Source organism: Aurantiacibacter aquimixticola (assembly GCF_003605475.1).
GTDB lineage: Bacteria > Pseudomonadota > Alphaproteobacteria > Sphingomonadales > Sphingomonadaceae > Alteraurantiacibacter > Alteraurantiacibacter aquimixticola_B.
On the sequence record NZ_RAHX01000001.1, the window covers coordinates 62,208 to 86,947 of the forward strand.

Genomic DNA, 24,740 nt, shown 5'->3' on the forward strand with positions numbered 1-24,740 from the left:
GGAAGGGCGCGCATGACGCAGCGCCGCATTCCGATCATCCCGACCGTGGTGGTGGTTGCCGCCGCCGCTGTCATGGTCGCGCTCGGCTTCTGGCAACTTGGCCGTGCGGATGAAAAGACGGCGCAAATCGCGCGATATTCGCAGACCGATCAAAGTGTCGCACCGCGCGAGCTTACACGCGAAGGTGTGCTCGATGGCGAGCAGCTTTATTCGCCGGTCACGCTGGATTGCAATCGTCCGCTAGGCATTCGCAGCACGGCGGGCACCAGTGCGGAAGGGGCGAAGGGCTTTGCCCATGTCGCCGAGTGTTTCGACGTCGGTCCGCAAACCGTCGAGGCGGCGCTTGGCTTTTCCCGCAGACCGCAGTCGCCGGAGTGGGCCGGCGGCCGCGTCATAGGAATCCTCGGCCCAAATGGCAAAGTCGTCGCCGACCCGCCGCTTGCCGATCTTGAGCCGCTGGCTCGTCCCGATCCGAGCGATCTGCCGAACAACCACCTCGCCTATGCGGGCCAGTGGTTCTTTTTCGCGCTGACGGCATTGCTGATCTACGGCTTCGCGCTACGAAAGAAGTGGCGCGAGCGGGATTAGCCATCTTGCCGCGCACCGCAGCGCTCGCTACGCCGCAGCGCAGCATGAAATACGTCTCGACCCGCGGCTCCGCGCCTGTTCTTGATTTCGAGGGCGTCACCCTCGCCGGCCTTGCAAGCGATGGCGGGCTGTACGTGCCGGAAGAATGGCCGCGCTTTGCCCCTGACGAGATCGCCGCGATGGCGGGCCTGCCCTACGCCGAACTTGCCGTGCGCGTCATGGCGCCATTCACCGCAGGGTCGCTCACCGAGGACGAGCTGCGCGCGCTGTGCGAGGCCGCTTACGGCACCTTCGCGCATGAGGCGGTGACCCCGCTGGTCCAGCTCGACCATCGTCATCACCTGCTCGAGCTGTTCCACGGCCCCACGCTCGCTTTCAAGGACGTGGCGCTGCAATTGCTCGGGCGGCTTTTCGAACGCTTTCTGAGCCAGCGCGACGACCACCTTACCATCGTTGGCGCGACCAGCGGCGACACGGGCAGCGCCGCTATCGATGCGGTGGCCGGGCGCGAGGGCGTCGATATCTTCATGCTGCATCCGCGGGGCCGGGTAAGCGATGTCCAGCGCCGCCAGATGACGACGGTGCACGCGCCGAACGTCCACAATATCGCGATCCACGGCAGCTTCGACGACGCGCAGGCCGTGGTGAAGCGCATGTTCGTCGACCCGACATTGACGGAGCGCTTTCGTATCGGCGCGGTCAATTCCATCAACTGGGCGCGGCTGATGGCGCAGGTGGTGTACTACTTCGCCGCCGCCCTGCAATTGGGTGCGCCGCAGCGCCAGATCGCGTTCTCGGTGCCGACGGGCAATTTTGGCGATGTATTCGCGGGCTATGTCGCCGCGCGCATGGGACTTCCCATCAAGCGTCTGATCGTCGCCACCAATGTCAACGACATACTCCACCGTGCGCTTTCCAGCGGCGACTATTCTGCGGGCGAAGTCACTCCCACCGACGCGCCCAGCATGGATATTCAGGTATCCAGCAATTTCGAGCGGCTGCTCTTCGATCTCGGCGGCCGCGACGGCGCGGCGTTGGCGGAGCAGATGCGCGGTTTCGATGCCGAACGCGCCATGCAGTTGACCGACAACCAGCGCGAAGGTGCGGCGGGCCTCTTCGCCAGCGTGCGCGCCACGCCGGAGGATACGGCGGCAGCAATGCGCTGGGCGGCAGAGCGTTGCGGCGAAGTGCTCGATCCGCACACCGCCATCGGTCTCCACGCAGCGCGCACGGCCGATCTCGACCTAGCGGTGCCTATTGTCACGCTGGCCACCGCGCATCCTGCGAAATTCCCCGACGCCGTGGAGCGCGCCATCGGGCAGCGCCCGGACTTGCCGTCCCGCATCGGCAATCTGTTCGATCTGCAAGAGCGCTACGACACGCTGCCGGGCGATTACGACACCGTGCGCGATTACGTTGCCGAGCGTGCAACGCCGAGCCGCTGATGGCTAGGGTGGCCGCCAGTCCCATCGTCATGACCGGCAGGGGCTGGTCCGATTACGGCCTCGTCGACAGCGGCAATGGCCGAAAGCTGGAACGGTACGGCGACTATCGCTTCATCCGGCCCGAGCCGCAGGCCATGTGGCAGCCTCGCTTGGCGACAAGCGAGTGGGACGCGCATGGCGAGTTCATCCCCGGCAGCGACGAGGATGGCGGCGGACGCTGGCATTACCAGAAGCGCGTGCCGGACGATGGCTGGCAGCTTGGCTGGAACGAGGTCCGCTTCACCGCCCAGTGCACACCCTTCCGCCATCTCGGCTTCTTTCCCGACATGGCGCCCGTGTGGGACTGGATGCGCGAGCAGCTAGCGGGGCGCGAGGATACAGAAACGCTCAACCTCTTCGGCTACACCGGCGTCGGCTCGCTGGCGCTGTCGCGCCACGGCCGGGTTACTCATGTCGACGCGAGCAAGAAATCGGTCGCCCAGGCGCGCGACAATGCCGGGCTCTCCGGCATGGAGGACACGCCTGTCCGCTGGCTGGTGGACGATGCGGCCAAGTTCGCCGCGCGCGAGGTGCGGCGAGAGCGGCGGTATGACGGCATCATCCTCGATCCGCCCAAATTCGGTCGCGGTCCGAAGAACGAGACGTGGCGGCTGGAGGACGACCTGCCGGGCCTGATCGGCGACTGCCGCCGACTGCTGGATGGCGACAGCCGCTTTCTCTTCCTCACCGTCTATGCCGTGCGGATGAGCGCGCTATCGATCGGCGGCCTGCTGACCGAAGCCTTTGCGGACTTGCCCGGCCACATCGAGTGCGGCGAGCTGGCGGTGCAGGAGGACGGTCCGGACGGACGCCTGCTGCCTACCGCCATTTTCGCGCGCTGGCGCAACGACTGATCACATATTCCGCAAGTCGGCGAGGAAGCTGCTCACCCGCTCGGCATTGTAGCCGAGATCGGACACGCCGACGCGGCTGACCGAGCGCATATCGACCCGTGTGCTGCCATCGGCGACGGGCGTTACTTCCACGACGACATCGTCGAAAAAGCGAATGAAGCCTGCCGTTGCGGTCGCTTCCAATACGCCTTGTGCGGGATCGACATTGACGATCTCCCAGCCTCGCTCCTCCGCCAGCGTGCGCGCATTGGCAAGGACGGCTTCGGGCGATCGGTCGATCACGACGGGCTGGATATCGGGATAACCTTCGCGGTGCGCGGAACGCCATTCCTCCATATTGTTGAACGGGACCAGATTGTCTTCCCGCAGGGTGAGCTGGCGAAACTCGGGCGGCTCCTCGAGATCGGTCGAGATGTCATGCAGCGGCGGGTGCGCGCGTGCCGGCGCAATCACTTGCGTGTAGATGACGCCAAGCGTCACTACGCTCAGCACGAGGGCCACTGGCGAACGCCAGCCCGCACCGCGCTTGCGCAGCAGACCCATGACAATGCCGACGACCGCGACAACGAACAGGGCGATCATCGGCCACATCATGTACATGAAACCGCGAAAGCCGGTGATTTTGTCGATCAGGCCGTAGCGCGCGAGGATCAGCGAGCCGATCCCGATCAGCAGCACGAGAAGCGCGCCGCCAAGCGCGAACTTGCCGATCAGCTGCGTGATGCGGCTCTTTCCCTTGCTGGTCCCTGCCGGTTCGGTGGCGGTTGTGTCGGTGGTCTCGTTCACGAAATTCTCCCTGTGTCGCTGTCGGCGATGCGCTCGCAGCGGCGATCGTGCAAATTCTAACGCGCTGCGCGGGCAATAGGCTCCCGCTTGCCAAGCTTCGGCCCCGCTGTCATGCCCCGCCGCCATGTCCGACAGTCTCTACCTCGAACTCGCCGATTTCGAGCACGATGTGCATACCGGGATTTACTCGGAGGAAACCGGCAAGCCGCAACCCTTGCGCTTCACGGTGCGGGCAAAGCTGAAAGCGCTCGATTTCTACGACGCCGATACATCGCTGGACGAGAGCAAGAATTACATGGACCTGAAATTCGCCTGTTCCGAGGCACTTGGCGATCGGCATTACAAGCTTATCGAAGCCGTGGCCGATAATGTCTGCGAAACGCTGTTCCTGCAGGACAAGCGGATCGAGCAGGTGGAGGTGAAGATCGTAAAGCTGGCACTGAGCGAGGCTGATGAGCGCATCGGCATCACCCTTACGCGAGAGCGGCGCGGGTGAGTGCGCACCGACTGGAAGCGCGCGGCCTGCCAGAAGCGCCGCTCGATGCCGCTGCGGCGTTTTCCACGCGATTAGTTGCCGAAGCGCGGGCATTGGCGCCGGGCGATCTCGTGATACTGTTCGATCATGCGGACCATACGCATGACAGCTGGCGCCGCGCGGCCGTGGAGGAACTGGCGCGCGAAGGCGTTCCAGGCAGGGTGAATGCGGTGGTCGGGCCTGCGGGCGAGGGGCTGGAGCAGGCCGCCACTTACCTCGAGCGCGCACCTGGCGTAACGGGACAGATCTTCTCTCTCGCCTGAACGCTTTCCTACAGCGTGTCGGTTCGCCCATCGCTGGCGCATGAATGGCTCCCACCACTCTCATCGCATCGCTCCTGGCCCAAGCAGGAAAACCGCAGAAAACTTTGGCTCCAGGACACTGTCACACTTGTCACACCCTTGCCGATTGCCACGCGCGCTCGGGACCGGCACAAGGGTGGTGATGACCGCGCCCGCTCCCCTGATCGACCGCTTCGACCGGCGCGTCACCTACCTGCGGCTGTCGGTCACCGATCGCTGCGATCTGCGATGCGCATACTGTATGCCCGAACGCATGCGCTTTCTGCCCAAGGCCGAAGTGCTGACACTCGAGGAACTGCACCGCCTTGCGCTCGCCTTCATCGATCGCGGCGTGACCAAGATCAGGCTGACCGGCGGTGAACCGCTGGTCCGACGCGATGTCATGGACCTGGTGCGCGCTTTGGGCCGCCGTTTGGGTACTGGGCTTGAGGAACTGACGCTCACCACCAATGGCACGCAATTGTCGGAACATGCCGAAGCGCTGGCGGCGGCCGGTGTAAAGCGCGTCAATGTCAGCCTCGACACTCTCGACCCCGCGCTGTTCGCCCGGCTTACACGGCGCGATGCGCTGGTGAGGGTGCTGGAAGGCATTGCCGCTGCGAAGGCGGCTGGCCTGCGCGTCAAGCTGAATGCGGTCGCGCTGAAGGGGTTGAACGAAGCCGAACTCCCATCGCTGATGGAATGGGCGCATGGTGAGGGCCACGATCTCACGCTGATCGAAGCGATGCCGCTGGGCGAGGTGGATGGCGAACGCGCAGAGCACTACCTGCCACTGACCGCGGTCCGCGATGCGATGGAGGCACGCTTCACACTTGTGCCACTGGCAGGGAGCACTGGCGGCCCTGCGCGCTACGTTAAGGTGGCGGAGACGGGCGGACAACTCGGCTTCATCACTCCCCTCACGCGCAACTTCTGTGCCTCCTGCAACCGCGTGCGTGTCACTGCCACAGGCCAGTTCTATGGCTGCCTGGGCGGCGCGGAGAGCGTGGATCTGCGTGCGGCGCTACGCTCCGACGCACCGGATGCGCGGCTGGACGGGGCGCTGGACGCGGCAATGCGGCTGAAGCCGGAACGCCACCACTTCCGCATCGCGCCCGGTGTCGCACCGACTGTCGGGCGACACATGTCGGTGACCGGCGGCTGATGGCGGTGCGCGTGATCCTGCTCGGCAAGCTGGCCGACCTGGCGGACGATCCGGGGATGACACTGGACGCGCCTGTCGATTGGCGGCGGCTGCTCGACGCGCTCGGCCCCGAGCTTGCCGATGCCGCCCGGCAGGATACGGTCCGCGTCGCTGTCGATGGCGATGTGCTGGGCGACAAGACGGCGCTCGATGCGGGTGAAGGCGCGGAGGTCGCGCTGCTGCCGCCGGTCAGCGGGGGCTGATCCATGCGCGATGTGCAATTGCTGGAAACGGGCTTCTCGCCCGGCAAGGCGCTCGGCCTGTTTGCGAAGGCCCATCCGGAAGCGGGCGCGATCGCCAGCTTCGTCGGCAAGGTGCGGCCCGATGGTGACGTCAAGGTGCTCGAGATCACGCACTATGCGCCGCTTACCCTGCCTGGCATGAAAGCGCTGGCGGAGCAGGCGGAGGCGCGCTGGGCGCTCGACGGGCTGCTGATCCACCATCGTGTGGGCAAGCTACGGCCGCGCTCACCGATCGTGCTCGTCGCCGCTGCCGCGCGCCATCGGAGGGACGCCTTCGAAGCGGTCGATTTCTGCATGGATCACCTGAAGTCCGAAAGCTGGTTCTGGAAACGCGAGCGCCGCGGCACCGGGCAGCAGGGCGCATGGCACTGGATAGAACCGCGCGATCAGGACCGCGCCGATCTTGCGCGCTGGAAGATTTGATCCAGATCAAGGCGCGGATGCGCGAATCGGTCTAGTAGGCTCCTCACAGGAAGGAGACCTCTCATGGCCGAACAACTCACCCGCGAACAGATTGCCGAGGCTGCCGACATTCACGTGGTCCCACCGCGCTACATCCGCAATGCACCCATCGATCGGACATTCGAACTGCCGACGAGGCTGTATGTCGCCACCGTGGGGCTGTTCCTGGCGTATATCGCGCTGATGGCGAAAGGCTTCGCCCATCCCGAAATGGTGTTGCCCGCGGCAATTTTCGTGCTGTTCGTGGTGGCCGGCTTCGGCGTGCCGGGGATATGGACGCGGCTCGCGCCGGAGAACCCTGCGAGGGCCACGAGCTGGGCGCGCTTCAAGCAGGACGGCATCATGACTCCATTCGGCCGCACCAGCGCCCGCGATGCGACGGTGCAGGTGCTCATCCTGCCGGTGCTGATCTTTCTGTGGGGAGTGATCGCGGTGACGATAGCCGCCCTCGTCTGACGGGTCTTGTGCGACCCGCCCGTTGGGCGTCACTCCTCCAAACGCGTGGGATCGAGCAGTTCGATCCCACGCGTTCCTTTGCGCTGTATGGCTCCATCCTTTTCCAACCGCGAAAGCGAGCGGCTCACGGTCTCTATCGTCAGGCCAAGCATGCTGGCCATCTCGCAGCGCGTCAGCGGAAGGTCGAAACGCGCTGCCGGATGGCACGGCGAATCGCTTGCCGCACGGGCCATGGCCAGCACCAGCGCACCGACCTGCGCATCGGCACTGCAGCCTGATCCGAGCGCGAGCAGGTCGCGGGCGGCATGCAGATCGTCCTGCGCTCTTCGAAGCAACGCCCGGGATAGCGCCGGATGCTTGTCCAGAGCCGCTTCCATGCTCGTACGGGCGAAAACGCACAGGCGGCAATCGGTCAATGCAACGACGTCATGCGATGGAAAGGGCGCGAAAAGCTCGCCGACAAACCCTGCGGGGTGTATCAGCGCCAGGATGCGCTCCTTGCCCTCGGCATCGAAGCTCGTGACTTTCAGCGCGCCGCTGATCAGCGTCGCACAGGCCGCATCCCGGTCTCCCGCCCTGAACAGCGTCTCTCCGCGGCCAAGCTGCCGGGCGGTTCCGGCATGTGCGAGTTCGGCACGCTCTTCTTCGCTGAGCACGGCGCAGGCGGCGCTGTCGCGCACCGGGCACGTGCTGCAGGAAAGGCTCATCGTCCGATCGCGGCGAGCAACTCGGCGATCACCGCATCCTCCTCTTCGGCCAGCGTGGCAACGGCGGCGCGGTCATCGGCGATGGGCGCGATGGCTTCGCCTTCGCTCGAAGCTGCGACATAGAGCCTGTCGAGGTCTGCAAGCGAGATCATCACCTCGCCGCGATGCGTTTCCAGGCCGGCCACCGCGACCTGTGCGACGGACCACGCTTCGCTTCCGATCCCGGCGCCTTGCGCGGCGTTCGCACGGCGGCGCGCTTCCGGTACGGCGGCAAGGAAACGACCGTGGGCTGCCCGCGCTGCGTCGACCAAATCCTCCGTTCTCGATAGCACCGCCGGCGCAGGTGGCGGCGGAACATACGGCTCCGGCTCGATAGTGCCGGTGATGCGTTCGGCATCGCGAATCGCCAGCGAGGGATATTCGCCGTCGGGTGCGGCGCAGCCTGCCAGAAGTGGCAGGAGGGCTCCGAAAAGAGCGCATTGAATGGCTCGGCGCGCTTGCATCATCACCTCCTGGCCCTACATCGCCAAAGGAGCGTTATCCAGCGCGCAAATGACGCGTTTTCGGCCCAGCGAGCGGTTGACAGCCCAATACGCTTGGCGTAACGGCGGCGTTCTTCGCGGTGCCCTTATGGGCGCCCTTTTTGTTGTTGCCCCGCTGATGCGGGTGCGGGAACACCAGATAAACGGAATTAGGCACCATGTTCGCAGTAGTGCGCACGGGCGGCAAGCAGTATCGCGTCGCCGAAGGAGACAAGATCGCAGTCGAGAAACTGGCGGGTGACGCTGGTGAGACGATCACGCTGGGCGATGTCCTGCTGGCCGGCGAGGGCGCCGACATGGCGGATGCTTCCAAGGTCACGGTCTCGGCGGAAATCATTGCTCAGGCCAAGTCTGAGAAGGTCACCGTCTTCAAGAAGCGTCGCCGTCACAACTATCGCCGCAAGAACGGCCACCGCCAGCAGATGACGCTGCTGCGCATCGTGGGTGTCGGCGAAGGCAAGAAGGCTGCCGCCAAGAAGGCCGCGCCGAAGAAGGAAGAGGCTCCCAAGAAGGAAGCCGCGACCGAGGCGAAGAACGCTCCGGCCAAGAAGGCCGAAACGAAGAAGGCTCCAGCGAAGAAGGCCGCTGCCAAGAAGGAAGCTACTGCCAAGAAGCCGGTCGCCAAAAAGGCTGCGCCCAAGAAGGCCGCCGCAACCAAGAAGAGTGCCGACAAGTCGGCCGACAAGAAGTAAGGATCACGAACGATGGCACATAAGAAAGCAGGCGGTTCATCGCGTAACGGTCGCGATTCGGCCGGTCGTCGCCTCGGTGTGAAGAAGTTCGGCAGCCAGGAAGTTATTCCGGGCAACATCATCGTGCGCCAGCGCGGCACCAAGTTCTATCCGGGCAGCAATGTCGGGATGGGCAAGGACCACACGCTGTTCGCGCTCGTCGAAGGCGTCGTGCGATTCCACGATGGCAAGCTTGGCCGCAAATACGTTTCGGTCGATGCCATGGCGCAAGCTGCCGAATAAACGGACGATCCGATGAAGGGGCCGTCCACCGGGATGGCCCCTTTCGGAACATGACAATCCGAAAAGCTGGAAGGAGATGGGGCCGCCCCGTCTCCTTTTTTGATTCTCTTTCCTCGTTTTGACGCATCGGCAGCCCAATGGAGGCGGGCGCCGGGGCATGAGGGAGAAGCAAGATGTTCATGCGTACCGAGAGGCTGTTCCTGCGGCCGATATTTCCCGAAGACTGGCGCGGCGTCTTTCGCGGCATCGCGGTCCCCGGCATCGTGCGCAATCTTGCCCGCGCGCCCTGGCCGTATGGCGAGGAGGACGCGCGCAGCTTTTGCGCAGGAGCGGCCGATGGCGATGGGCATCGCTTCGCCATCACCCTTCCCGAAACGCGCGAAGCACCGCTGATCGGGCTGATCGGTTTCGACCCGGACGAGGAAGGTGCTTTCGAGCTAGGCTACTGGATAGGGGAGGCGTGGCAGGGGCGAGGCTACGCCACAGAGGCCGCGCACGGTGTGCTGGCAATCACCGATGCACTTGGGATCGAGGCAGTCGGCGCGGGTCATTTTCTCGACAATCCGGCGAGCGGCCGTGTGCTTCGCAAGCTGGGCTTCGCGGAAACTGGAGAGGTGCGTCTGACAGCCTGTGCGGGACGAGGCGGAGAGCAAGTGCCGACGCGGCGCTATATCCGCCGGATGCCGATGGCGCATCCACAAGCTGCATGATCGTTCAGGCGGTTTCGGTTTCGCGCTGCTGAGCGCTTTCCCACCGCTCGATCAGATCGCGATCGTCGATATCCCACGGGTGGAAGCCTGGCTTGAACCAGGCGAGCCATGGCCGGGCGATCCGGCGCAGCATGCCGGGGCTTACTGTCAGGTAACGGATCAACCGCAGTCGCGCGCCGAGACCGGTGATGCCGTCCTGCGCCAGCAGATCGAGCGCGTCGCGCATGCGATTACGCAGGAACCGGACGGTAACGCGCAGCATGACGATGTTTCGCAAAAGCCACCGCTTGCGATCGGGCCAATCGCGTGTCGCGTGTAACCAGGTGTCGTAAGCGACGGATTTGTGCTCGATTTCCTCGACCGAGTGCCAAGCCCAGAGTTCCGGATCACCCATGCCGTGGCTGATGTGGCGATCCGGCGATTTCAGGAATTCGTGCGCGAACATCGCCGTGAAATGCTCGAGCGCGGCTGTGATGGCGAGCTGCACGATGGGCGGCGCCTTGTGCGTATCGGCGACAAGATCGGCGATGCGCTCGTCGATCACGTCCATCTCGTAACCGGCATCGGCAATCGCGCGATTGAAAGCGAGGTGTTCTCGCGAGTGATTGACTTCCTGCTTGACGAAATCGCGGATCTCGCTCGCCAGCGGTTCGGATACGCCATCGCGGTGCAGCTTCACGGCATCGATGAACATGGCTTCGCCGCGCGGGAAGCTGGCGGAAAGCGCGGCGAACCAGGCCGAAGCGACGGGATCCAGGCCACGCTCCCTCCTCACATCACGCGCAAAGCGCAGGTTCCGCACGGTCAGCGTCGTTTCGGCGCGGCGCTCGGCTTGCCAGTGGGGATGCGCAGTCATAGTCTCGCCTCTGTAACACATGCTGGACTGACAGCAGTGTAAATAGGAAACTGACACTCATGTCAACAAGGAAGCGTCTGAGTCCCGAGGAAAGCCGCGCCGCTGCGCTGGAAGCTGCGCGGGTCTTGCTGATCGAGGCGGGCCCACAGGCGGTGACGCTGAAAGCCGTCGCGGGCCGGGTGGGGCGCACGCATGCCAACCTTCTGCACCATTTCGGCAGCGCCGCCGGGCTGCAGAAGGAGCTTGCCCGCCACCTGGCGCAGACGGTGTGCAATTCCATCATGGATGCGGTCGAGGCAACCCGCGCCGGGATCGGCAGCCCGCGCGAAGTCGTCGACCTGACTTTCGATGCCTTCGGGCGCGAGGGTGGAGGGGCCTTGGCCAGCTGGATGCTCGCCTCGGGCAATGAGGACGCGCTCGACCCGATAATCGAGGCGATTCACAAACTGGTGCACGATCTCCACCCCGAAGAGACCCACGCTTCCGGCGAGCTCAAAATGCACGAGACGACTTTCACCATCGTCCTGCTGGCGTTGGGAGACGCGCTGGTCGGAGAGCAGCTGGCAGAGACGTTGTCGGTCAAGCGTTCGGTTGCGCGGGAACGGGCAGAGGAAATCCTCGTCGCCGGTTTTCTGAGCAATGGCGTCTCGGTCTAGGCTTCGGTCTCCAGCTGCATCCAGTCCGGGACAAGATCCGGCGCGATATCGACGACGCGCAGGTGATCGACGGCGAGGCCCAGATCGGGATATTCCGCCTTGCACCGTTTCTCTTCCGATCGATCCAAAGGCACCACGACGAGCCGGCGGTTGACCTTTTGCCGCCAATTCATCCGCGCTGTGTTTTCCTGCCCGATATAGCAGCCCTTGGAAAAGCTCACGCCGTTCAGTTCCGCAGCGTTGGTTTCCAGCCACAGGATGTCGCCGAGTTCGCCCTGTCCCTCTGCGACGCCATGCTTCAGTCGATGTGCGCGGTAATCGTTGTCACCGGCAGAGATCTCCTCCACAGCGCCGATGCGCCGGAAACCGAGGTGGGACAGGCGCGGATCGGGTGCAAAACCCTCTGCGGGCGAAGCGCTCCAATACACCGCAAGTGTCGGATCGACCTCGATCGCGATCTTGCGCCGCAGCCGATAGAGCGACAGCCTTTTGGCCAGTTCCTGTGCGTGGGCGGCTTCGCAATCGAGCAGCATGTCCATCCCATCGCGCCAGACGAACATGTCAAACATCGCCTTGCCCTGCGGCGTAAGCAATCCGGCATAGACGGGCGTTTCACCTGTCACGTCATTGGTCAGCAAGCCTTGGAGGAAAGCCGCGCTATCCTCGGCGCCGTCCTGCGGAGACACGCGCACCACCGCGCGATCGGTCAATCTGGCCTGATTCATGGGTGACAGATAGGGCGGGTGGCGACATAGGCAATGCGATGATGCGCGCATACGATCAGGTGGTGTTTTCCGGGGGCGGCATTCGCTGCTTCTGGCATGGCGGATTTATGAGCGTCGTCGGCGATTTCGAGGATGTGCGTCCGGCCCGGATCAGCAGCGCATCGGGCGGCGCGCTGAGCGCGGCGACCTGGATCGGCGGGCGAGAAACCGATCTGCTTGCCGTGATGAGCGAAGCCTTTCGCCACAATTCGTCCAATGTCGATGCCGACAGCAGCAATTTCACGCCGCATCAGGAAATCTATCGTGCCGTGGTGGAGGTGACGCTCGACCAGGAAGCGATCGAGCGAATCATGGCAGGGCCGGTCTATGAGGTATACCTCTCCGTCCCTCCGAAGCACGTCGCCCCGCGTGCCGCAGCGGCGCTTTACGGCGTTCTCTACAAGCTCGACCAGGCAGTGCGATCCACGCCGCACCTCACGATGACCACTGCGGCGGGGCTACAGCATCTGTGCGTCGATGCCCGGCAGGCGGCGCGAGACGGCCGTTTGGTCGATCTGATCTGTGCCGCGGCGACGATCCCGCCCGTATTCGATGTGCCCGACTGGGATGGCAAACGCGTCCTCGACGGCGGAATGTTCGACAAGGCGCCATTGCCGAGCAGCAGCCGTGGCGAAACGCTCGTTCTGCTCACCAGCCGCTATCGCAACCTGCCGCAGACTCGCCATCGCACCTATGTCCAGCCGAGCCGCGAAGTGGCAGCGGACAAGATCGACTTCACCGATGCCAGCAAAGTGACCGATACGTGGGACCAGGGCGAGCGTGACGGCGAAGCCTGGCTGGCCAAGCAGAAAGAGGATTCATGACCCAATCGCTCACCATCAGGCGTCCCGACGATTGGCACGTTCACCTGCGCGATGGGGAGATGCTGGAAGGCGTGGCCGAGCATACCGCGCGCCAGTTTGCTCGCGCGATCGTCATGCCCAATCTCAGTCCGCCGGTGACGACAGCCGATGCCGCGCGCGCCTATCGAGAGCGGATCCTCGCGGCGGTGCCGGAAGGCATGGCGTTCGAGCCGTTGATGACCTGCTACCTGACCGACAAGACCGACCCAGCTGACATACGGCGCGGCTTCGCCGAAGGCGTCTTTACAGCCGCCAAGCTCTATCCGGCTGGCGCGACGACGAATTCAGACAGCGGCGTGACCGATGTCGCGAACATCCGCGGCGTGCTGGAGATGATGGCCGAGATCGGCATGGTGCTGTGCGTTCATGGCGAGGTGACCAGCGCCGACATCGACATTTTCGACCGAGAGGCCGTCTTTATCGAACGCGTTCTCGCGCCGCTGCTGGCCGACTTGCCCGCGTTGAAGGTCGTCTTCGAGCACATTACGACCGAGGACGCGGTGCGCTTCGTGGAAGGGCAGGGAGACAACGTCGCGGCGACGATCACACCGCAGCATCTTCATATCAACCGCAACGCAATGCTAGTGGGGGGCATCCGTCCGCACGCCTATTGCCTGCCGGTTGCGAAGCGGGAGAAGCACCGTCTGGCTCTGCGCAAGGCAGCGACTTCTGGCAATCCGAAATTCTTCCTTGGCACGGATAGCGCGCCCCATGCGAGAGAAGCCAAGGAAAGCGCCTGCGGGTGCGCGGGTATCTTCAACGCGCCCTACGCGCTCGAAAGCTATCTTGCGGTGTTTGAGGAGGAAGACGCTCTGGAGCGGTTTGAAGGCTTCGCTTCGCTATATGGTCCGGCATTCTATGGTCTGCCGGTGAATGCGAACACCATCACGCTCGAAAAGCGCGATTGTGCCGTGCCAGACATTGTGGATGCGGGAGAAGTTCGGCTCGTGCCCTTCCACGCGGGCGAGACGTTGGGCTGGACCTACACCGGCTGAGCCGTCGCGAGCCGGGACGCGCGCGATTTTCGCCAGATGTCCCAGCTGAAGATCGCAACCGCACTCCAAATTGCAATGAAGCAGATAAGCTGCGCAGGCTTCAGCGCCTCGTCGAACACTGTCAGGCCGAGCAGGAAGACGAGTGTCGGTGCGGTGAACTGGATGAAGCCGATCGTCGTGTAGGGCAAGGCGCGTGCGGCGGCGGCGAACAGGATCAGCGGGATTGCCGTCATCGGACCGCCGAGAAGGATGCCCACCGTTTCCCAGCCATCGCGCCCGAAGGCGAGGCCATCTTCCGTTGCCGCGCTCCAGCCTAGATAGGCGAGAACGAGTGGCAGCAGGATGATCGCCTCCACCGTCAATCCCTCCAGCGGGCCAGCGGCGACAGTCTTGCGGATGAGACCGTAGAAAGCGAAGCTGAGCCCGAGGACGAGACTGATCCACAGGGTCGTAAGCGCCCCACTCGCCAGCGCCGCGACGCCGATGGCCGCCAGCCCTACGGCGCACCATTGCAGGCGCGACAAGCGCTCTCCGAGAAACACGAGGCCGAGCACCATGATGACGATCGGCAGGATGTAATATCCCAAGCTCGCCGCATAGACATACTCGGACTGGATGGCCCAGACATAGACCCACCAATTGATCGCGATCAGCGCGGAGCTGGCGAGCAATTTCAGCAAAGTCGTGCGATCGGTGAGGCATTTCTTGAGGTGCTCAGCGCGTCCGAGATGCCAGACGACGGCAAGGCAGATCGGCAATGTCAGGAGCGTGCGCCACGCGACATACTCGCCAGCGGGCACGGCCTGCACCAGCAGCAGGTATAGCGGCATGGAGCCCCAGAACAGGTGAGCGCCGAGCCCGTAGGCGAGCGCTCTGCCGCGGGAGATGTCGCCGTCCGTCATCCGTGCGCCGCTAGACATATCGGTGGCTGCCCACAAGCTTTCCGCGCAGTTGCGGTGGGTTCAGCATGGCCACGATATAAGCGGCGGCAAGCTCCGATAGAGAGATAGAGTTTCCGGGCGGTCTTCCCCTGTTGGATCGCTCCGGCTGCGCGGCCCCCGGGTCGTGTTTGTGAGGGGTCGCGCCAAGGCGCTCGTGCTTAGCGGCACGGGCGCCTTGAACTTTTCAAATCTCACTTCTCGGTGAAGCCCACCCCAACGCTGGCGCGGGGTTGCTGCATTTCGGTGCTCGTCACCGGGTAGGCACAATAATCGGCTGCGTAATAGGCGGCCGGACGATGATTGCCCGACAAGCCGATGCCGCCGAACGGGGCGGCACTTGACGCTCCGTTGGTCGGCCGGTTCCAGTTGACGATGCCGGCGCGGATATTGGCCCAGAAGCGATTATACTGTTGCGGCGTTCCGCCTACGAGGCTGGCGGAAAGGCCAAAGCGCGTATCGTTCGCCTCGGCGATAGCCTCGTCGAATTCGTCCACGCGGATCACCTGCAACAGCGGGCCGAAGAGTTCGACATCAGGCCGCTCCGCCATCGCCGTCGTGTCGATCAGGCCGGGCGTCAGGAACGGAAGATCGTCCTCGATGCGGCGCATATGCTTGATTGCCTTGCCGCCGTGGCTAAGCAGGTAGACAAAGCTTTCGGTCAGCTGATCGGCCGTCGCATTGTCGATCACCGGGCCCATAAAAGGTGCGGGTTCTTCGAACGGCCCGCCGATGATCATCCGGTCCGCCAGCTTCTTCGTTTCAGCGATTACCTCGTCATACATGGACGATTTCACGATGAGCCGCCGCGCGGCGGTGCAACGCTGACCAGCGGTGGTGAAGGCCGATTGCATGATCAGCGCCGCCGCATCCTTCACCTTCGGCGTGTCCCAGACCACGATCGGATTGTTGCCGCCCATTTCGAGCGCGACGATTTTGCCCGGCTCGGTCGCCAGCTTGCGATTGATTGCGATGCCGACCTGGGCGGAGCCGGTAAACAGCACGCCATCGACATCGTCATGCGCGACCATCGCCTTGCCCTCTTCGGGCCCGCCGATCAGCAATTGCACGACGCCTTCGGGAAGTCCGCAGCGATTGAGCAGCTGAACCAGCTTTTCTCCGACCGCGGGGGTCTTTTCAGACGGCTTGAAGATAATGACATTGCCCGCAATCAGGGCGGGCACGATGTGGCCGTTGGGCAGATGCGCGGGGAAATTGTATGGCCCTAGCACCGTCATCACGCCGTGCGGCTTGTGCCGTAGCGCAGCGACGCCCTGCAATGCGCTGTCGAGCCTTCGCTGTCCGGTCCGCTCGGCATAGGCGGTGATCGAGATCTCGACCTTGGCGATGACGGCCTGGACTTCGGTTTTCGCCTCCCAAAGCGGCTTGCCGGTTTCGCGCGCAATAAGGTCGGCAAGCTCATCCTCGTCCTTGCGCACTTCATTGGCGAAGCGCCGGGCGAGCTCGATACGATTGGCGTGCGGCAGAGCTGCCCATTTCGGCCAGGCCTTGCGTGCGCGCGCGACCAGCGCATCGACATCGCCATGCTCGCCGCGCCACAATTCCGTGCCTGTCGCAGGCTCGAAAGAGACCAATTCCTGTCGTGATGCCAAAATCGGCGACCTTCCCATTATCTTTGGCGCAAGTTCTTAGAGCGAAGCGAGAAGGGAAGCAAAGTCACATTGTGGACGCATGGCCTCGCGGTGCGGGCGGTTCCCCCAGTGCATCGCCCAACCGCCTTATCGCGGCGACCTTGTCTCTCAACATCTGCCAATCGTCGCGCTTGTCGATCGCGGCCCAGATCGCTTCGACCTCGTCGATGAGCATGGCTTGCGGATCGTGCGCATTCCAATAGCTATCCTCGCTGCCGACATCTGCGTACCCTTCCAGCGCTTCGGCCAGCTTTCCGGCTGCACCGCGCCCGCCGCGATGGCGGTGGAAGAAATGGTCCGGGCCGATCCCCTCTTTGCGCATCGTCACTTCGGCAGCTTCGATAAGTGCCGCGTCGCGCGCAGGCCCACGCTGTTCGACGCCCAATCGCCACGCAAAGCGCCGCATCATCGCTTCGCCGTAGAGCGCCCCGAAACGCTCCAGCGCGGCGATTAAAGGCTGGCTCTCCGCCAAGGGACGCAGGGCGATGGCGAACTGGCCGAGATTCCAGCGGATCGCGTCGGGCTGGCGACCGAAGGCGTAGAGACCCGTCTGATCGAAATAGGCAGCGGTGAAGCGGGGGTCCCATTCCGGCAGCCAGCGCCACGGCCCGTAATCGAAGCTTTCGCCGCTGATATTCATGTTGTCGGTGTTGAGCACGCCATGAACGAAGCCGGCGACCATGTAGCTGGCGGCAAGATCGGCTAGGCGCTCGGTCACCTGATGCATCAATATGATGGCGGGCTCGTCCCTGCCGGGCGCATCGGCGGGCGGCGGCGGCCCAGGGAATGCTTCGAGGCAGTAATCGACAAGCTTTGCCAGCGCCGCATGCTCTTCCAGCGCCATCAATCGCTGGAAACTGCCGATACGGACATGTCCGTGGCTCAGCCGGGTCAGGACGGCTGAGCGGGTGGGCGAGGGCTCGTCATTGCGCCAGAGCTCTTCGCCGGTCTCGACAACGGCAAAGGTCTTCGAGGTGTAGACCCCCAGCGCCTCCAGCATTTCGGTCGCAAGGATTTCGCGCACCGCCCCTTTCAACGTCAGCCGGCCATCGCCCGAGCGGCTATAGGGCGTCGTCCCGCTTCCCTTGGTGCCCAGGTCGAGCAGCCGGTCCTGCCCATCCCGCAATTGTGCGAAGAGAAAGCCGCGCCCGTCGCCGATTTCAGGATTGTAAGTCTGGAACTGGTGCCCGTGGTAACGCAATGCGAGCGGCTGAGGCAGATTGTCCGGCAATGGCATGAACTTACCGAAATGGCGGACAAAGTCTGTGTTCGGCATGGCACCAAGACCGACAGCCTCGTCCCACCTGTCATTGCGAAAGCGTAGCTCGGTTTGCGGAAACTGCGCCGCTTCAACCGGATCGGCGAGAAAACCCGCCACCTTGCGAACTTTTATGCTTGGGCGATATTCTGAAGGTTGCGGTTCGGCGCGCATGCCATCATTAGTGGCCCTCGAAGGCCCGGCCCGCAAGCCGGGCATTTTTGCGCGAGGGAGCGAGCGTGGGCGATCAAGCCTATCGGGATGGCAGCTGGCAGAGCGGCGATGGGCTGACATTGCACTTCCGCGATTATCCGGGACGTGACGACCGTCCGCTGATTCTTTGCATCCCCGGCCTCACCCGCAACGTCCGCGATTTCGAGCCGGTTGCCGAAGCCTTTGCCGGCGAATGGCGGATCATCTGCGTGGACCTGCGTGGCAGGGGCAAGAGCGATTACGCGAAGGACGCCGCCAGCTACACGCCTGCGCAGTACGTGCAGGACATTGCCGCGCTGTTCGAGCAGGAGAAGCTGGAGCGTGTCGTGGCCGTCGGAACATCCCTTGGCGGCATCGTCTCCATGCTGTGGGCCGCTCAGACCCCCGAGCGATTTGCGGGCGTGGTGCTGAACGATATCGGGCCGACGATCGAGGAAGAGGGCCTTGCTCGCATTCGCGATTATGTTGGCCAGGGCCGCAGCTTCCCGACCTGGATGCACGCCGCCCGCGCTCTGCGTGAGACCAACCTGCTCGCTTATCCCGATTACGCGACACAGGACTGGCTGCGGCTGGCAAAGCGACTGATGGTGGTGGGCGGTAGCGGGCGCATTACCTTCGATTACGATATGCGTATTGCGGAACCGTTCTCCGATCCGCCTGCCGAGCCTTTCGACATGTGGCCCGTCTACGCGAAACTTGACGACACACCGGTGCTGGCGTTGCGCGGAGAGCTGTCGGATATTCTCTCTCATGAGACGCTGGCCCGGATGGAGCGCGAATTGCCGAATGTCGATGCCGTAACCGTGCCCCGCGTCGGCCATGCGCCCACGCTCGAGGAGCCGGAGGCTCAGGCCGCCATTGCTCGCCTGCTGGGGAAAGTCGCATGACCAAATCGCCCAGGATCCTGCACCTGCACTCCACCTTCGATGCAGGCGGCAAGGAGCTGCGCAGCGTCAGGCTGATGAACGAATGGGGCAAGGCGGCGGAGCATTCGATTGTTTCGGGCGATCTGGACAGGCGCGGTGCCGCATACATGATCGCCAAAAAGGTGAAGGTCCGCTGGCCGAAATTCCCGTCGCTCACTGGCAGGCCCACGCCGGGTCGGCTGGCCGCGATTGCAAAGGCGATGGCGGGGTATGACCTGATCTGCACATACAATTGGGGCGCGATCGACGCGGTGATGGCGCACACCATCTTTGCCGATGCGTACAAGTTGCCGCCCCTCGTGCATCACGAGGACGGCTTCAACGAGGACGAGGCGGGGCGGCTGAAGCGTCGCCGGAACTGGTATCGGCGCATCGCTTTGGGGCGGACGGCGGCGCTCGTTGTGCCGTCGGCGACGCTGGAGGATATCGCACTCAATGTCTGGGACCAGCCGCGCAGCCGGGTGAGGCGCATTCCCAACGGGATCGACACCCGCGCCTTTGCCGCGCCGCCCAAGCGCGACATCCTGCCGCGCCTGCTTAAACGCAAGGGCGAATTCTGGGTTGGATCGCTCGCGGGCCTGCGCGCGGTCAAGCAGCAGGACATGCTGGTGCGCACGATCGAAGGTCTGCCGATGGAATGGCAGCTCGTGATTGCCGGGGAAGGGCCGGAGCGCGAGGTGCTGCTGGCCGAGGCCGAGCGCATCGGCGTGGAGGACCGCGTTCATCTGCCCGGCTTCGTGTCCGATCCGCAGAAACTCGTCGGCCTGTTCGATGTCTTCGCACTGTCCAGCCAGTCCGAACAGTTTCCCATCTCCGTGGTCGAGGCGATGGCGGCTGGCTTGCCGATCGTCGCGCCGCGCGTCGGCGATATCGGTGCGATGGTGTCGAGCGAGAACGGCCCCTTGCTGGTCGATCCGGGTGACGAGCGGGCGCTGGAACGATCGCTCGCGCAGCTTGCCGCCGATCCGGCGGAGCGCAAGCGCATCGGCGCGGCGAACAAGAAAAAGGCGCGCGAGGAATTTGACGAGCGCAAGATGATCGAGCGGTATCGGGGCCTTTACTGGGGGCTGATGGACAAATATCCGCGCCCAGCAGCCTCCGCTCCGGCGCGGGAAGCTTAAGCCACCATTCACCGGAGCGGGGACACTCTCTCCTCTTCGATTGAAAAGGGCGTCAGCAGCGCCTAACAGCGCGCCAGTTCGAACCAAACCGATAGATAGACAGACGAACAGCCTTGGCCAAAGCTTCCACACCCGCGAAACCCGTCCAGACTCCCGGCAAACCCGATCGCGAGCAGGAAATGCTCATGCGCGAAGTCGACGAGGCCGTGCGTCAGGACCAGGCGACCACTTTCGCCAAGAAGTACGGCGTGCCGCTCGGGATCGCCATCGTCCTTCTGCTCGCCGCATTCGGGGGCTATCTCTTCTGGCAGAACCAGACGGAGAGCCGTCTGCAGGGGCAGTCCGAAGGTCTCGTGCAGGCGCTGGACGAACTGGAAGCGGGCAATGCCGGCATCGCCGATACCGAACTGTCGGCTCTCACCGATGGCGACGATGGCGCCGCTGCGATGGCAACCATGATGCGGGCCGGCATCGCTGCGGAGCGCGGGCAAGCCGATGAAGCGGCGACGCTGTTCAACGCTGTCGCCGACAATGGCGAACTGCCAGCGGAAATCCGCGACATCGCCGCGATCCGCGCCGTCACCGCGCAATATGACGATCTTCAGCCGCAGGCCGTGATCGACCGTCTCGGGCCGCTCGCCCAGCCGGACAATCCCTATTACGGCAGCGCGGGAGAGCTCGTCGCGCACGCCTATCTCGCGCTCGGCCAGCGCGATCAGGCAGGGCCGCTTCTCGTAGCGATTTCCAAAAATGAAAACGTGCCGCAATCCATCCGTAGCCGCACGCGCCAGCTTGCCGGCTCGATCGGCTTCGATGCTATCGAGGATGTCGATGCCGCGCTGGCAGAACTTGTCGGTGACGGACCGGGTGCGCCCGGCGCGGCGCAGCAAACGGCCGCTCAGCCGGCCGAATGAAAGCAGACCACTACCGTATGACCAAGACCGTATCCCGCTCCGCCATATCCATCGCTCGTGCCGCCCTTGCGCTCGGCGTCGCGCTCTCGCTTTCCGCGTGCGAAACGCTGGGCATCGGGGGCGGTGACGACAAGGAAGACGAAACGCCGACGCTGGGCAATCGCCAGCCGATCCTGTCCCGCATCGCAACGGAAGTAGTCGCCGATTCCGCGCTCGCTGGCACGGCCGTGGTCGTGCCGCCGGCGGAGACGAACGAAACCTGGGCGCAGGCCGGGGGAACGGCGTCCAAGGTGTCGGGCCACGTGACGCTGTCTGCAACGCCGACGCGCGTCTGGACCGCCGCGATCGCCGGCACGACCAATACGCGCCGGCTGGCAGCAGCGCCAGTCGTTGCGCAGGGTATGGTATTTGCTGTCGATACGTCGGCCGTGGTTCACGCCTTCGACGCAGCGACCGGCACACCGCGCTGGCGTCACCGCATCGAAGTTTCCGGCGATCTCGAAGATGCGACCTTTGGTGGCGGTGCGAGTTATTCCGACGGACGCATCTATGCCACCAATGGTGTCGGCGATGTCGTGGCGCTCGACGCGGCGACCGGCAACCAGATCTGGCGCGTAAAGCCGGGCGGCCCGCTGCGCGGCGCGCCGACAGTGGCGTTCAATAACGTCTTCGTGATGACGCAGGACAACCAGATCTTCGCGCTCGCGGCCGAAGACGGCGACGTGAACTGGCAGAAAGCCGCTGCCATCGGCCAGCAGGGCGTGTTCGGCGTCGCCGCTCCCGCGGCTGGGCAAGGCACCGTTCTGGCAGGCTTTTCCAGCGGCGAGCTCGTCGCCTATCGGTATGAGAACGGGCGCGAGCTGTGGTCCGACGCTTTGGCGCGTACCTCCATCTCCACGCAGGTCGGCACGCTGACCGACGTCGACGCCGATCCGATCATCGATCAGGGCCGCGTTTATGCGCTGGGGCAGGGCGGCCGCATGGCTGCGTATGAATTGCTGACCGGCCAGCGCATCTGGGAGCTCACTTTGGCGGGCATTTCCACGCCCACTATCGCCGGCGAATGGGTCTTCACCCTTACCGACGATGCGCGCATCCTTGCGATCCAGCGCAACTCCGGGCGCATCCGCTGGATGACCCAGCTCGACCAGTGGCGCGATGTGAAGGACAAGGAAGGCCCGATCTTCTGGACCGGCCCGGTCCTGGCCAGCAATCGCCTGTGGATAGCCAGTTCGCAGGGTTACGTGAAATCGGTCGATGTGATGAACGGCACCGTGGCGGATTTGACGCAGCTGGAAGACGGCGTGACCCTGCCGCCCGTGGTCGCCAACAACATGCTTTACATCCTCGACGATCGCGGACGGATCCACGCCTTCCGTTAAGGATCGGGTGCCACCGTCCCGTGGCGGCACAGTGGCGAGAGGCGTTACCCGCCATTTAACCCTTCGCGGTTAGACCACCGGTACCATGGACGTTCGCTCTGACACTGCCTTGCGGCTACCCGCTAGCGATGTTTCGCCTTGGGTCGGCTTGATCGGCCTGGCAACGCTGCTGAGCTACATCCTGTTTGCGCGTAGCTTTCCCGAAATCAGCGCAGCGTTGGGGTTCGAAAACGATCTCGGGCGGCTGTCCGGCCCGTATTCTGCGCTGCTCGCAATGGTTCTCACCGGTGGTGCGATGGCGGCATGGTCCGTATGTGTCGAGAAGGTGCATCGCAACCCATCGACCGGGATCGACTGGGATCGCCGCCGCCCCGTCGCCGACGTTCTGAACGACTCGATTACCAAGCTCGCCGGGCTTTGGGCGACGTGGTTCATCATAGCCGGGCTGTACTGCCTCGGTCGTTGGTATTGGGATGGTGCCTACCTCTTCGCAATGCAGGTGATGGGCGCGGCAGTCGTGCCGTTGGTGCTTCTTTCCGTACCCTACGTGATCTGGATCGACCGGGTCATGGACGATCCGCGCGACCAGTCCTGGCATTTCGGCGCGATGCTGATCGGGCGCGAAAATTTCGACGTGGAACTGGTGAAGAAGCACTGGCGCGCCTGGATCATCAAGGGGTTCTTTTCCGCCTTCATGATCTCCATCCTCCCGAGCGGCTTCGCAGCGGTGGTCGACTCCGATGTAACGGAGATTGTCCGCGATCCGGTCCGACTGGGCGTACTGCTTTTCGAGCTTCTGTTTGTCATCGATGTGCAGATCGGGACGGTCGGATACCTTCTGACTTTCCGCCCGCTCGATGCTCATATCAGGAGCGGCAACCCATTCCTCGCGGGATGGCTGGCGGCGCTTGTCTGCTATCCCCCGCTCGCCTGGGGCGTGCTCGGCAACATTCTTCAGTATGAGGTGAACACGGCGGACTGGGCTTACTGGCTGGCGGACTATCCTGCGCTGCTATGGCTGTGGGCAGGCTGGCTGGTGTTCCTCACTGCAATCTACGCCTGGGCGACCGTCGCCTTTGGCATTCGATTCTCGAACCTCACCTATCGCGGCGTCCTGACGAATGGACCATATCGTTTTACACGCCATCCAGCCTACGTGGCGAAAAACCTTTTCTGGTGGGGTTCCGTCCTGCCATTCCTCGTCACGAATGGATCGATGGTGGACATGATCCGCAACACCGCCTTCCTCGCTCTTGTCAGCGGTATCTATTACTGGCGCGCAAGGACGGAAGAAGCGCATTTGTTGCTCGAGGATGAGAAATACCGGGAATATTGGGACTGGATGCAGGAAAACGGCGCCATCACATCGCGGATTGCCCGGCTGCTCGATCGGATGAATCCGCGCAAGGGCATGAGCGGCGCTGTGCAGCCCGCGGAATAGCTACCCGCCAGCATTGCCTACGACGAAGCAGGCGGCAGCCACCAGCGCCCCGGCCAGGCGATTTGAGCGAAACCGGGCAAGCGGATTGTCCGGGTCCGCAATATCGAGCGTCGCCACCTGCCAGAACAGGTGCAGCGCGGCGGGAGCAAGAGCCAGCAGTGCCACCACATCGCTCCGCAACAGCCAGAAAGCGAATGCCCAAAGGCCTATCGCCAGCGCGTAGAACATCGCAACGCCAGCCTTGACCCTGCCGCCCAACCGCAAGGCCGAACTCTTTATGCCGACCAGCGCGTCATCTTCCCGGTCCTGCAGCGCGTAGATGGTGTCGTAACCGACGGTCCAGAACACCGCGCCGGCATAAAGCGCCAGCATGGCCCCGAGATTGTCGGCCCGCAGCGCCGTCCAGCCGACGAGCACGCCCCAGTTGAAGACGAGCCCCAGCCACGCCTGCGGCCACCACGTGATCCGCTTCATGAAGGGATAGGCGGTAACCATCGCGAGACTGCCGAGTGCCACAAGCTGTGCCGTCAGCCGCAGCTGAAGCAAGACGACGAGACCAATCAGGCACAGCGTCACCAACCAGCCCCACGCCGCCCGCTTGCTTACTCGACCGCTGGCGATAGGCCGGGCGGCGGTGCGGGCCACCCTTCGATCCAGATCGGCATCGACGATATCGTTATAGACGCATCCCGCAGCGCGCATGGCGATGGCACCCAGAAGGAGCCATCCGATCAGCGCCCACTGAAAGCCCGCGCCGGTCAGCCACACACCCCATGCGCATGGCCAGAAAAGCAGCCACCAGCCGATCGGTCGATCGAAGCGACCCAGCAAGGCATAATCGCGCAGCGGCTGCGGCAGGCGCTCGGCGAGCGACTTATGCTGGCTGTCGGGCGTGATTGTCTCGGCGGTCACGGCTTGCCTGTTAGCGGCGCTTGC

29 protein-coding genes are annotated in these 24,740 nt (G+C 63.9%); 20 read left to right on the forward strand and 9 right to left on the reverse strand.

Annotated elements, in window-relative coordinates; translation table 11 throughout:
- Positions 1 to 12: 12 nt before the first annotated feature.
- From D6201_RS00315 to D6201_RS00325, 3 genes are read left to right on the forward strand one after another with little or no spacing between them, the layout of a single operon-like run.
- On the forward strand, positions 13 to 588 hold the full coding sequence (locus D6201_RS00315; RefSeq protein WP_120046892.1) for an SURF1 family cytochrome oxidase biogenesis protein: 576 nt from the start codon (positions 13 to 15) through the stop codon (positions 586 to 588).
- Between the two features lie 44 nt (positions 589 to 632).
- The gene (thrC, locus tag D6201_RS00320) at positions 633 to 2,033 is read left to right on the forward strand and encodes a threonine synthase (protein WP_120049100.1); all 1,401 of its coding nucleotides are present in this window, start codon (positions 633 to 635) and stop codon (positions 2,031 to 2,033) included.
- Complete coding sequence (locus D6201_RS00325) at positions 2,033 to 2,926, forward strand: class I SAM-dependent methyltransferase (protein WP_120046893.1); 894 nt, start codon at positions 2,033 to 2,035, stop codon at positions 2,924 to 2,926. Before thrC ends, D6201_RS00325 begins: the two co-directional genes overlap by 1 nt.
- Here the strand turns inward: D6201_RS00325 and D6201_RS00330 are convergent, their stop codons facing one another.
- On the reverse strand, positions 2,927 to 3,712 hold the full coding sequence (locus D6201_RS00330) for a DUF1499 domain-containing protein (RefSeq protein ID WP_165853461.1): 786 nt from the start codon (positions 3,710 to 3,712) through the stop codon (positions 2,927 to 2,929). It lies immediately after the preceding gene.
- 124 nt (positions 3,713 to 3,836) lie between these two features.
- Here D6201_RS00330 and D6201_RS00335 point away from each other — a divergent pair, with 124 nt between their 5' ends.
- From D6201_RS00335 to D6201_RS00360, 6 genes are all read left to right on the forward strand, one after another.
- Positions 3,837 to 4,208: a dihydroneopterin aldolase gene (locus tag D6201_RS00335; RefSeq protein WP_120046895.1), complete on the forward strand. Its 372-nt coding sequence runs from the start codon at positions 3,837 to 3,839 to the stop codon at positions 4,206 to 4,208.
- Entirely contained in the window at positions 4,205 to 4,510 is a 306-nt protein-coding gene (locus D6201_RS00340; protein ID WP_120046896.1) for a Rossmann fold domain-containing protein, read from the forward strand. The genes D6201_RS00335 and D6201_RS00340 overlap by 4 nt, the downstream gene beginning before the upstream one ends.
- A gap of 181 nt (positions 4,511 to 4,691) precedes the next feature.
- Complete coding sequence (gene moaA, locus D6201_RS00345) at positions 4,692 to 5,693, forward strand: GTP 3',8-cyclase MoaA (RefSeq protein ID WP_120046897.1); 1,002 nt, start codon at positions 4,692 to 4,694, stop codon at positions 5,691 to 5,693.
- On the forward strand, positions 5,693 to 5,935 hold the full coding sequence (locus D6201_RS00350; protein WP_120046898.1) for a MoaD/ThiS family protein: 243 nt from the start codon (positions 5,693 to 5,695) through the stop codon (positions 5,933 to 5,935). Before moaA ends, D6201_RS00350 begins: the two co-directional genes overlap by 1 nt.
- Before the next feature lie 3 nt (positions 5,936 to 5,938).
- On the forward strand, positions 5,939 to 6,397 hold the full coding sequence (locus D6201_RS00355) for a molybdenum cofactor biosynthesis protein MoaE (protein ID WP_120046899.1): 459 nt from the start codon (positions 5,939 to 5,941) through the stop codon (positions 6,395 to 6,397).
- A gap of 63 nt (positions 6,398 to 6,460) precedes the next feature.
- Positions 6,461 to 6,892 (forward strand): hypothetical protein, encoded by a 432-nt coding sequence (locus D6201_RS00360; RefSeq protein ID WP_120046900.1) that lies wholly within the window; start codon positions 6,461 to 6,463, stop codon positions 6,890 to 6,892.
- Between the two features lie 29 nt (positions 6,893 to 6,921).
- Here the strand turns inward: D6201_RS00360 and D6201_RS00365 are convergent, their stop codons facing one another.
- Positions 6,922 to 7,599 (reverse strand): Crp/Fnr family transcriptional regulator, encoded by a 678-nt coding sequence (locus D6201_RS00365; RefSeq protein ID WP_120046901.1) that lies wholly within the window; start codon positions 7,597 to 7,599, stop codon positions 6,922 to 6,924.
- On the reverse strand, positions 7,596 to 8,102 hold the full coding sequence (locus tag D6201_RS00370; protein ID WP_120049101.1) for a hypothetical protein: 507 nt from the start codon (positions 8,100 to 8,102) through the stop codon (positions 7,596 to 7,598). Before D6201_RS00370 ends, D6201_RS00365 begins: the two co-directional genes overlap by 4 nt.
- Before the next feature lie 197 nt (positions 8,103 to 8,299).
- Between D6201_RS00370 and rplU the strand changes: the two genes are divergently transcribed.
- The 3 genes from rplU (at position 8,300) to D6201_RS00385 (ending at position 9,825) form a co-directional block, all read left to right on the forward strand.
- Positions 8,300 to 8,833 carry a 50S ribosomal protein L21 gene (rplU, locus tag D6201_RS00375; protein ID WP_120046902.1) on the forward strand — a complete coding sequence of 178 codons (534 nt, stop codon included), beginning with the start codon at positions 8,300 to 8,302 and terminating at the stop codon, positions 8,831 to 8,833.
- Between the two features lie 12 nt (positions 8,834 to 8,845).
- Positions 8,846 to 9,115, forward strand: a complete 270-nt coding sequence (gene rpmA, locus D6201_RS00380) for a 50S ribosomal protein L27 (RefSeq protein WP_120046903.1) — start codon at positions 8,846 to 8,848, stop codon at positions 9,113 to 9,115.
- A 173-nt stretch (positions 9,116 to 9,288) separates the two neighbouring features.
- Positions 9,289 to 9,825: a GNAT family N-acetyltransferase gene (locus tag D6201_RS00385; protein WP_120046904.1), complete on the forward strand. Its 537-nt coding sequence runs from the start codon at positions 9,289 to 9,291 to the stop codon at positions 9,823 to 9,825.
- A 4-nt stretch (positions 9,826 to 9,829) separates the two neighbouring features.
- Here the strand turns inward: D6201_RS00385 and D6201_RS00390 are convergent, their stop codons facing one another.
- On the reverse strand, positions 9,830 to 10,681 hold the full coding sequence (locus D6201_RS00390; protein WP_120046905.1) for a metal-dependent hydrolase: 852 nt from the start codon (positions 10,679 to 10,681) through the stop codon (positions 9,830 to 9,832).
- Between the two features lie 59 nt (positions 10,682 to 10,740).
- On the opposite strand from D6201_RS00390, the gene D6201_RS00395 reads away from it, so the two are divergent.
- A complete protein-coding gene (locus tag D6201_RS00395) occupies positions 10,741 to 11,337 on the forward strand; it encodes a TetR/AcrR family transcriptional regulator (RefSeq protein WP_120046906.1) in 597 nt (198 codons plus the stop codon).
- Here the strand turns inward: D6201_RS00395 and ygfZ are convergent.
- Positions 11,334 to 12,062, reverse strand: coding sequence for a CAF17-like 4Fe-4S cluster assembly/insertion protein YgfZ (gene ygfZ / locus D6201_RS00400; RefSeq protein ID WP_120046907.1), 729 nt, complete (start codon positions 12,060 to 12,062; stop codon positions 11,334 to 11,336). The genes D6201_RS00395 and ygfZ overlap by 4 nt on opposite strands.
- A 38-nt stretch (positions 12,063 to 12,100) precedes the next feature.
- Here ygfZ and D6201_RS00405 point away from each other — a divergent pair, with 38 nt between their 5' ends.
- Positions 12,101 to 12,925: a patatin-like phospholipase family protein gene (locus D6201_RS00405; RefSeq protein ID WP_120046908.1), complete on the forward strand. Its 825-nt coding sequence runs from the start codon at positions 12,101 to 12,103 to the stop codon at positions 12,923 to 12,925.
- Positions 12,922 to 13,959, forward strand: coding sequence for a dihydroorotase (gene pyrC, locus D6201_RS00410; RefSeq protein ID WP_120046909.1), 1,038 nt, complete (start codon positions 12,922 to 12,924; stop codon positions 13,957 to 13,959). Before D6201_RS00405 ends, pyrC begins: the two co-directional genes overlap by 4 nt.
- On the opposite strand, the gene rarD is transcribed toward pyrC, so the two are convergent.
- From rarD to D6201_RS00425, 3 genes are all read right to left on the reverse strand, one after another.
- Positions 13,947 to 14,861, reverse strand: coding sequence for an EamA family transporter RarD (gene rarD / locus D6201_RS00415; RefSeq protein WP_120046910.1), 915 nt, complete (start codon positions 14,859 to 14,861; stop codon positions 13,947 to 13,949). The two genes, pyrC and rarD, sit on opposite strands and share 13 nt — an antisense overlap.
- Positions 14,862 to 15,091: 230 nt before the next feature.
- On the reverse strand, positions 15,092 to 16,510 hold the full coding sequence (astD, locus tag D6201_RS00420; RefSeq protein ID WP_242447374.1) for a succinylglutamate-semialdehyde dehydrogenase: 1,419 nt from the start codon (positions 16,508 to 16,510) through the stop codon (positions 15,092 to 15,094).
- A gap of 64 nt (positions 16,511 to 16,574) precedes the next feature.
- Positions 16,575 to 17,981 (reverse strand): protein adenylyltransferase SelO family protein, encoded by a 1,407-nt coding sequence (locus D6201_RS00425; RefSeq protein WP_120046912.1) that lies wholly within the window; start codon positions 17,979 to 17,981, stop codon positions 16,575 to 16,577.
- A gap of 65 nt (positions 17,982 to 18,046) precedes the next feature.
- Here D6201_RS00425 and D6201_RS00430 point away from each other — a divergent pair, with 65 nt between their 5' ends.
- The 5 genes from D6201_RS00430 (at position 18,047) to D6201_RS00450 (ending at position 23,804) form a co-directional block, all read left to right on the forward strand.
- Complete coding sequence (locus tag D6201_RS00430) at positions 18,047 to 18,907, forward strand: alpha/beta fold hydrolase (protein WP_120046913.1); 861 nt, start codon at positions 18,047 to 18,049, stop codon at positions 18,905 to 18,907.
- Complete coding sequence (locus tag D6201_RS00435) at positions 18,904 to 20,067, forward strand: glycosyltransferase (RefSeq protein ID WP_120046914.1); 1,164 nt, start codon at positions 18,904 to 18,906, stop codon at positions 20,065 to 20,067. The genes D6201_RS00430 and D6201_RS00435 overlap by 4 nt, the downstream gene beginning before the upstream one ends.
- Before the next feature lie 113 nt (positions 20,068 to 20,180).
- Entirely contained in the window at positions 20,181 to 20,981 is an 801-nt protein-coding gene (locus tag D6201_RS00440; protein WP_133303913.1) for a tetratricopeptide repeat protein, read from the forward strand.
- Between the two features lie 17 nt (positions 20,982 to 20,998).
- A complete protein-coding gene (locus tag D6201_RS00445; RefSeq protein WP_120046916.1) occupies positions 20,999 to 22,363 on the forward strand; it encodes an outer membrane protein assembly factor BamB family protein in 1,365 nt (454 codons plus the stop codon).
- A gap of 85 nt (positions 22,364 to 22,448) precedes the next feature.
- A complete protein-coding gene (locus tag D6201_RS00450; protein WP_120046917.1) occupies positions 22,449 to 23,804 on the forward strand; it encodes a methyltransferase family protein in 1,356 nt (451 codons plus the stop codon).
- On the opposite strand, the gene ubiA is transcribed toward D6201_RS00450, so the two are convergent.
- On the reverse strand, positions 23,805 to 24,716 hold the full coding sequence (gene ubiA / locus D6201_RS00455; protein ID WP_120046918.1) for a 4-hydroxybenzoate octaprenyltransferase: 912 nt from the start codon (positions 24,714 to 24,716) through the stop codon (positions 23,805 to 23,807).
- Positions 24,717 to 24,740 lie beyond the last annotated feature (24 nt).